At 75.8% G+C, this 7,902-nt stretch carries 7 protein-coding genes; 3 read left to right on the top strand and 4 right to left on the bottom strand.

Going from position 1 to position 7,902, the window contains the following annotated elements:
- Window positions 1-193: 193 nt before the first annotated feature.
- The 3 genes from FNX44_RS20425 to FNX44_RS20415 all read left to right on the top strand — a co-directional run bounded on the left by FNX44_RS20425 (window position 194) and on the right by FNX44_RS20415 (window position 3,018).
- Window positions 194-1,042, top strand: coding sequence for a putative RNA methyltransferase (locus FNX44_RS20425; RefSeq protein WP_143649973.1), 849 nt, complete (start codon window positions 194-196; stop codon window positions 1,040-1,042).
- 134 nt (window positions 1,043-1,176) lie between these two features.
- Window positions 1,177-1,425 (top strand): hypothetical protein, encoded by a 249-nt coding sequence (locus FNX44_RS20420; protein ID WP_153507530.1) that lies wholly within the window; start codon window positions 1,177-1,179, stop codon window positions 1,423-1,425.
- Between the two features lie 240 nt (window positions 1,426-1,665).
- Window positions 1,666-3,018, top strand: a complete 1,353-nt coding sequence (locus FNX44_RS20415) for a glycosyltransferase family 39 protein (RefSeq protein ID WP_143649971.1) — start codon at window positions 1,666-1,668, stop codon at window positions 3,016-3,018.
- A 16-nt stretch (window positions 3,019-3,034) separates the two neighbouring features.
- On the opposite strand, the gene FNX44_RS20410 is transcribed toward FNX44_RS20415, so the two are convergent.
- The 4 genes from FNX44_RS20410 to FNX44_RS20395 all read right to left on the bottom strand — a co-directional run.
- On the bottom strand, window positions 3,035-4,204 hold the full coding sequence (locus tag FNX44_RS20410) for a potassium channel family protein (RefSeq protein WP_153507529.1): 1,170 nt from the start codon (window positions 4,202-4,204) through the stop codon (window positions 3,035-3,037).
- Between the two features lie 67 nt (window positions 4,205-4,271).
- Window positions 4,272-5,627, bottom strand: coding sequence for a molybdopterin molybdotransferase MoeA (locus FNX44_RS20405; RefSeq protein ID WP_143649969.1), 1,356 nt, complete (start codon window positions 5,625-5,627; stop codon window positions 4,272-4,274).
- 18 nt (window positions 5,628-5,645) lie between these two features.
- Window positions 5,646-6,641, bottom strand: a complete 996-nt coding sequence (locus tag FNX44_RS20400; protein WP_143649967.1) for an NTP transferase domain-containing protein — start codon at window positions 6,639-6,641, stop codon at window positions 5,646-5,648.
- 152 nt (window positions 6,642-6,793) lie between these two features.
- The coding region (locus FNX44_RS20395; protein WP_143649965.1) for a dihydrolipoamide acetyltransferase family protein at window positions 6,794-7,902 on the bottom strand (1,109 nt) is incomplete at its 5' end.

Here is a 7,902-nt window from a genome sequence, read left to right as displayed (position 1 = left end):
GACCGCCCGTGCCCGACGCCCCGCGCGCGCCCGACGGACCACGCGCACCCGACCGTGCCGCCATGTCCGGACCCCCGCTCCTCAGCCAGCCCCGCCCCGACCGCACACGACAGTAACGGCCCGTGGGCCGCGCTGTGTGAGGATGAGCGAGCCTGCCGCGAACGAGGCCTGAACAGGAGTGCGGACACCCACGATGCGCGAGAAAGCCGTACGTTACCTGCGCTGTCCGCACTGCGCCGGATCGCTGAGACTCGACGGACGCACCTTGCTGTGCCCCGAACGGCACAGTTTTGATCTCGCGAGGCAGGGGTACGCGAACCTGCTCCGCCGCGCCACCCGGTTCCACTCCGACACCCCCGAGATGGTCGACGCCCGCGCTGACTTCCTCGCCGCCGAACATTTCCGGCCACTCACCGACGCGCTGGCCGCCCGCGCCCGCGAAGCGTTCGAGAAGACGGACGGCGATGGCTGCGTCCTCGACGTCGGCGGCGGCACCGGCCACTACCAGGCCGCCGTGCTCGACGCCCTGCCCGACGGCACGGAAGGCGTCCTGCTGGACATCTCCAAACCGGCCGTCCGCCGCGCCGCCCGCGCCCACCCCAGGATCAGCGCGGTCGTCGCCGACGCCTGGGACGGGCTACCGCTGGTCGACAACGCGGCCCGCCTCGCCCTCAACGTCTTCGCACCCCGCGACGCGGCCGAACTGGCCAGAGTGCTCCGCCCGGACGGCACGCTGCTCGCGGTCGTGCCCCGCCCGGAGCATCTGGCCGAACTGGTCACCGCACTCGACCTGCTGCGCGTCGAGGAGGAGAAGGCCGACCGGCTGGCCGACCGGCTCGCGCCGCACCTCGTCCCCGCCGACCGCCAGGAGGTCACCGCCACCCTGACCCTCGACCACACCGCGGTCCGGCAGGTCGTCGCGATGGGACCCAACTCCTGGCACCAGGAGCCGGCCCGCCTCGCGGCCCGCGTCGCCGAGTTGCCCCCGACGGTCACCACCACCCTCGCCGTCACCCTCGCCGCGTTCCGCCCGGCCACCTGAACGCCCGCAGCCACCTGACCGCCGGCCACCTGAACGCCCGCAGCCACCTGACCGCCCGCGGCCGACCGGGGCCTCCCACCTGAACGGCCCAGCTCCGCCCCCACCGCGTGCCGTCCCGCTGCCACGCTGGGGGCATGACCGACAGGAGCAGGCAGGAGGAGCGAACCGACGACGGGCCGCTGGTGCGCGTCGACGAGTTCGCCACGGACTCCCGGTACCGGATCGTGCACTTCCGCGGCGAGGGCCGGCAGCCGCTGGGCCCCGAGGAGTTCGAACCGGAGATCAAACACCGCTTCCCCGACCTCGACCCGCACGACCCCGAGCAGGTCGTCTGGGCCGACCGCCCGTGGGAATGGCCGGAATGGCACCCCGGTGAAGCCTGAGTGAGGCCTGACCGCAACCATTCGTCCGCCACCGCGTCTGAGCTGTAGGGGAGAACAGAGCAGACCAGGGGCGACGAGGGGGCGGACATCACCATCACCGGTACGTGGCGTGTACGGGAATCGACCGGCCCGTTCACAGCCGCACCGAGAGCGATCCGTCGCGCGCGGCTCGCCGGCCCGGGTGCCGCCGCCGCGTCGGCGACGGCGCTCGGTCTGTGGGGGCTCGAACGCGGCGGCTCGATGTGGCGGGACGAGGCCGTCACGGTCGCGGTCGGCGGGCGTTCGGTGCCCGAGATCTGGTCGCTGCTGCAACAGATCGACGCCGTGCACGGGCTGTACTACCTGCTCGCGCACGGCTGGTTCGCGCTGTTCGGGGACGGGCTGTGGGCGCTGCGCGTGCCGTCCGTGCTGGCGACGGCGTTGGCGGCGGCCGGCGTCGCCGTGCTGGGGCGCCGACTGTGGTCAGCCCGCGCCGGGCTGCTCGCCGGACTCGCCTACCCGCTGCTCCCGCCGGTGCTGCAGCACGCGCAGGAGGGCCGTGCGTACGCGATGGTCGCGGCCGCGCTGGTGTGGGCGACCTGGGCGCTGCTGCGCGCGGTGGAACGGCCCGGCGCGGTCGGCCGCTGGGCCGGGTACGCGGCGCTGGCACTGCTCGCGTGCTGGCTGAATCTTTTCGCCGGCTTCGCGCTGCTGGCGCACGGCGTCGCGCTGTGGCGGGCCGGGGTGGGGCGCCGGGTGTGGCGGCCGTGGCTCACGGCGTGCGCCGCGGTCGGCCTCGGCGTGCTGCCGCTCGCGCTGGTGTGCGCCGGGCAGGCGGACGGCCAGCTCGGCTGGCTCTCCCGGCCGGGAGTCGCCGAGTGGACGACCTTCCTCGCCGTCACCGCCGTCGGCTGGGCCCTCGCCCGCTACGTCGCAGCCAGGGCCCGTCCGGCGGATCGGAGCGGCGTCGTCGCGCTCGCACTGCTCGCCGTCCCGCCCGGGACGCTGCTCCTGCTGTCGATGGCGCACCCCTACTACGTGGACCGGTACGTCCTGTACGCGTTCGCCGGGCTCGCCCTGCTGCTCGGTGCCGCCGCCGACCGCGCGCTGGACCGCCGGCCCGCCTGGGCGCGGCGGGGCGCCGCGATCGCCGTCGCGGCGGCCGTGGCGGCGGGACTGCTGCTGCCGTGGCAGCTCGACCTGCGCGGCCCGCAGTCACGCAAGGACGACGCGCTGGCCGTCGCCGCCGCGGTCCGCGAGCTGGCCTCGCCCGGTGACGCCGTGCTGTTCACCCCCGCCAGGCGGCGGGACTGGCTGCTGCACGACCGCGAGACGTACCGGTCGCTGGACGACGTCGCGCTGGCGCGCTCGCCGGAGTCCTCCGGCACGTTGCGCGGTGTGGAGCACCCGGCCGCCGAACTGCCCCGCCGCATCCGGGCCGCGCACCGCGTCGTCGTCCTCGCCGACCCGCGTGACCAGCCGCTGGACGGCACGGTCGACGAGATCGCCAAACGGGACGTCCTCGCCCGGCACTTCCGGCTGTGCCGGGAGATCGCCGTGCACGGCGCCCGGGTCACGCTGTGGAGCAGCGGCGGCTGCCCGCGGTGGCGCTGACCCGCCCCGCAGGCGGTCAGTGGCCCAGTTCGTCCCGCGGGTTCTGCCAACCCGGCTTCGCGGGGCGCATCTTCGGCGGGGTGCGGAAGCGACCGGTGTCCTCCTCGTCGCCCTTCCGCAGCTTCGTCGGAGTCCTCTCCACGCTGCGGCGGATGATCACCACGCGGTCCTGCGCCTGGAGCGGGGAGGCCTCCGGCTCGTCGAAGTTCATCAGCCGGTGGCCGCGCAGCACCGCCACCACCAGGTCGTCGCACTCCTTCGGGGTGCGGCCCACCTCGTTCTTGCTCACCGGCCGCTCGCCCAGGCTCAGCCCCTCGCCGTAGGAGATCAGGTCCTCCATGACCTCGCCCGCGCTCGGGCTGACCAGCGACAGCCCCAGCATCCGGCCGGCGGCGGCCGACGAGGTGATGACCGCGTCCGCACCGGACTGCTTGAGCAGCGGCGCGTTCTCCTCCTCACGGACGGCGGCCACGATGTTGACCGCCTTGTTCATCTGCCGCGCCGTCAGGGTGACGAGCACGGCGGTGTCGTCGCGCTGCGTGGCGATGATGATCTGGCTGGCGATGTCGGCTCGGGCACGCTCCAGCACGCTGGACCGGGTCGCGTCGCCGACCACCCCGGCGAAGCCGTCCGCGTTCGCCGCGTCGATCACCTTCGCGCTCGGGTCGACGACGACGATCTGCTCCTTGGCCAGCCCCGTCGACAGCAGGGTCTCCGCCGCCGAGCGGCCCTTGGTGCCGAAGCCGACGATGACGGTGTGGTCGCGCACGCGGGACCTCCAGTGGGACAGCCGCCACTGCTCGCGGGTGCGCTCGGTGAGCACCTCGAGAGTCGTGCCGACGAGGACGATCAGGAACATGATGCGCAGCGGCGTGATGATGAACGTGGTGATCAGCCTGGCCGTGTCGGTGACCGGCGCGATGTCGCCGTAGCCGGTCGTCGAGAGCGAGACCGTCACGTAGTACAGCGCGTCGAGCGCGTTCACCTCGCCGTCGACGCTGTCGTCGTAGCCGCTCCGGTCGAGGTAGACGATCAGCCAGGCGGTGAACAGCACCAGGTTGGCGATCAGCAGCCGCTTGGCCACCTGGATCACCGGTCCGGCGATCTGCTTCGGCAGTTGCACACGGAAGGTGTGCTCGTCGGTGGCGGACGTGCTCCGGGCCGCGCGGGGGTTGGGTAGTCGCATCACTGTCTCTGGGCGGGTGCGTTGCCGGCGCTCACGACGGTTCTCGTGTCGGCGCTCGTGCCGGTGCTCATGGGCTGGGCATCCTCAGCAGGACGACGGTTGAGCCGGAGGGGGCGCCGCCCGGCGGGATCACGGCCAGCGCGTCGGCCGCCGCGACCCCCCGGAGCATAGCCGGGCCCTGGTAGCGCAGCGGCGCGGCCCCCTTCGGGGTGAACGCCACCGGAACCAGCCGGGTGTCACGCGGATGGCCGGTGACGGCCTCGGTCAGGCGCGCGCTGTGCGGCGGCGCGTCCGGATCGAGGTCGGCGTAGCCGCGCAGGAGCGGTTCGGCCAGGAGGGCCAGCCCGGAGACCGCCGCGAGCGGATTGCCCGGCAGCCCGACGAGGTGCCCGGGCCCGGGCGTGTCGGCGGGCAGTTCCGCCAACAGCATCGGGTGTCCGGGGCGGACCGCGACGCCGTCCACCAGCAGTCGCGCCCCCAACTCGGCCAGCAGTGGCCGCACGTGGTCGACCGGCCCGGCCGCCGTACCGCCGGTGGTGAGCAGCACGTCGGCGTCGCTGGCGGCCACGGCGGCGGCCAGCGCGTCGCGGTCGTCGCCCAGCCGCCGCACGGCGACCACGTCGGCGCCGACGGCGGCGAGCCACGGCGTCAGCAGCGGCCCGAGCGCGTCCCTGACCAGACCCGCGCCGGGGACCCCCTCGGTCAGCAACTCGCCACCGAGGACGAGGACTTCGACGCGCGGGCGGCGGGTCACGCGCAGCGTGTCGTAGCCGGCGGCGGCGGCCAGACCCAGCACCGCCGGGGTGACCGCCGTACCGGCCGTCAGCAGCAGGTCGCCGCTGCGGCACTCCTGGCCGCGCGGCCGGATGTCCGTGCCGTTCGCCGGGGCGCGCTCGGCGGACAGCCGCCCGTCGGCGACCCGGCCGTGCTCAGTGCGCAGCACGGCTGTCGCGCCCGGCGGCACCCGGGCGCCGGTGGCGATCGGCACGGCCCGCCCGTCGCCCAGCGGCGGCACGTCGCCGCCACCGGCGAGCAGCCCGCGCCCGGGCTCCAGCACCCAGGGGCCGGGACCGGCGACCGCCCAGCCGTCCATCGCCGAGCTGTCGAAGGCGGGCAGGTCGGTCAGCGCGGCCAGCGGTTCGGCCAGCGCGTGCCGCAGGGCCTCCGCGAGCGGCAGCTCGACCGGATCCAGCGGCCGCCCGGCCCGCCTGGCCGCCGCCCGCGCCGGCGCCCAGTCGCGGGCGGCGGTGTGCGCCACCCGCCCGGACCCGGCGCCGGAACGTGAACCCGGGGTCGGGCTCGCGGCCGCGCTCGGCGGCGGGGCCGGCTCGGGCCAGGACGTCACGGGGGCGTCGTTGGCCAGCGCCAGCGCGTCGTCGAACCCGTCCGGGTCCTCAAGGCTGTTGCTCAGGGGGGTGCTCATGTGGGCTTCCGTTCCGGGTCAGTCCGGAGTCTCCGGCGGTCTCGGTGCGTCCAGCGCCGGCTCGGCCGGTCCGGAGGCGCCGCTCTCCGCGTCACCCTCCGGCGCCGCGGCGCCGGTCGACGACGCCTCGGCGCCGCCGGTCGCCTCGGTACCGCCGGTCGGTTCGGTACCGCCGGTCGGTTCGGGGCGGCCCGTCGGCATGCCCTCGGCCGCCCAGCGTTCGGCCAGCGCCGCCGCCGTCCGCGCCGCCTCCGCGATCTGCTCCGCGCCGCCGCCCCGGCTCGCCGCCGCATAGCCGACGAGGAATGTCGTCAGCGGGGCCGCCGGACGCGCGACGCCGTGCGCCGCGTCCCGAGCCAGGTCGAGCAGGAGGTCGGTGTCCACGTCCGGGTCGATGCCCAGCTCTTCCTTCGCCGCGTTCATCCATTCTTCCAACACCCGCCCATGCTCCCTGATTCTGGCGCGGGCGGCATCCAGGTCGTCCCAGGTGTCGCAGTCCGCCGTCTCCGCGGGGGCCGTCGGGACGCGTGCCAGCTCCAGCCCGGCCGTCAGCAGCCGCAGCGGCAGATGGTCGAGTCCGCCGTGCTCGGCGGCGAGCAGCGCCAGTTCACGCTCCAGGGGTTCGCGCCGGTAGGCGCCCAGCAGCGGCTGGTCCCGGCCGTCGTGGGCCAGCGCGCCCTCCCGCGCAGCGGCGGCCGCCAGCAGCCGGGCCGTCGTCGACGGGCGGACGAACGGCTGGTCGCCGCCGAGCACGAGGAGCGTCGGGGCGCTCGTCCGCCGCAGCCCGGCGTCCAGCGCGGCGAGCGGCCCGGACCCGGCCCGCTCCTCACGGGTCCACGTCACCGGACGCCCGGTCGGACGGCGGGGGCCGACGACAACCGTCCGCCCGGCATCCCGGCAGACGGCCAGCACCCGGTCGAGCAGCGTGCGGCCGCCGACCGTGAGCGCCGGCTTGTCGGCCCCGCCGAGCCGCCGGGCCCGGCCGCCGGCGATGACGATCGCGTCGTACTCCACGCGCCGAGCCTACGGCCCGCCGATCACACCCCGGTCACACGTCCCGCACAGCGCCGCCGGGCGCGGTGTCAGGACCGCGCGACCGGCGGCGGCCCGCGCGGTCGGAGCGTTCGGCGGGTCGGAGCGTGCCGCGGGTCGGAGCGTGCCGTTGGTCAGAGGGTGCGCAGCAGGACGGCCGGCCGCTCCACGCAGTCCGCCACGTACCGCAGGAAGCCGCCCGCCGTACCGCCGTCGCAGACCCGGTGGTCGAACGTGAACGACAGCTGCACGACGTGCCGCACCGCGAGCTGCCCCTCGTGCACCCACGGCTTCTCCACTATTCGGCCCACCCCCAGCATGGCGGCCTCCGGGTGGTTGATGATCGGCGTCGAGCCGTCCACCCCGAAGACGCCGTAGTTGTTGAGGGTGAACGTGCCGCCGGTCAGCTCGGCCGGGGAGAGCCGACCCGCCCGCGCCGCCTCCGTCAGCCGGGCCATCTCCCCGCTGATCGCCGCCGCGCCCATGGCGTGCGCGTTCCGCACGACCGGGACCACAAGTCCGCGGTCGGTCTGCGCCGCGAAGCCCAGATGCACCTCGTCGAGCTGCACGACCTCGCGGGCGTCGGTGTCGACGTAGGAGTTCAGCTCCGGGTGGCGGGCGAGGGCCGCGACGCAGATGCGGGCCAGCACGGCCAGCAGCGAGACCTTCGGCCCGTCCACCGCGTTCATCGCGCGGCGGGCGGCCAGCAGCTCGGTCGCGTCGGCGTCCACCCAGGTGGTCGCGTCGGGGATCTCCCGGCGGCTGCGGGACAGCTTCTCGGCGACCGCGCCGCGCACGCCGCGCAGCGGCACACGCCGCACGCCGCCGGTGGCCGCCGCGCGGGCCCCGCCGGCTTCCCCCGCGGTCGTCTTCGCCGCCTTCGTCTCCGGCGCCCGGCTTTCCGCCGCCCGCGTCTTCGCCGCCGTCGTCTCCGCCGCCCGGGCGACGTCCGCGCGGGTGATCAGCCCCTCCGGGCCGCTTCCGGCGACCGTGCGCAGGTCGACACCCGTCTCGCGGGCGAGCCGGCGGACCAGCGGGGAGATCACCGGCAGCGGCCCGTCCGCCGTCACCGACCGCCGCGAGGCCGCGTGTGCTGCTGTGGCCTGTTCGGGGCCGCCGCCCTGCGGCACGGCCGCCGGGCGGCGGACCGGGGCACGCCCCGCCGCGGGGCGCCGCCGTCGGCGCGGCGCGTCGGACGTGCCGTAGCCGACCAGCACGTTGCCCGAGCCCTCCCCGGCCCGCC

It is taken from the genome of Streptomyces alkaliterrae, from assembly GCF_007097205.2.
GTDB classification, from domain to species: Bacteria; Actinomycetota; Actinomycetes; order Streptomycetales; family Streptomycetaceae; genus Streptomyces; species Streptomyces alkaliterrae.
This window is presented reverse-complemented; position numbering and strand designations above follow the sequence as displayed.

Excerpts from the sequence above, each read along its gene's own strand:
- FNX44_RS20425 (WP_143649973.1), top strand. The coding sequence starts at position 194 with ATGCGCGAGAAAGCCGTACGTTACCTGCGCTGTCCGCACTGCGCCGGA.
- FNX44_RS20420 (WP_153507530.1), top strand. The coding sequence starts at position 1,177 with ATGACCGACAGGAGCAGGCAGGAGGAGCGAACCGACGACGGGCCGCTG.
- FNX44_RS20415 (WP_143649971.1), top strand. The coding sequence starts at position 1,666 with ATGTGGCGGGACGAGGCCGTCACGGTCGCGGTCGGCGGGCGTTCGGTG.
- FNX44_RS20410 (WP_153507529.1), bottom strand. The coding sequence starts at position 4,204 with ATGCGACTACCCAACCCCCGCGCGGCCCGGAGCACGTCCGCCACCGAC.
- FNX44_RS20405 (WP_143649969.1), bottom strand. The coding sequence starts at position 5,627 with ATGAGCACCCCCCTGAGCAACAGCCTTGAGGACCCGGACGGGTTCGAC.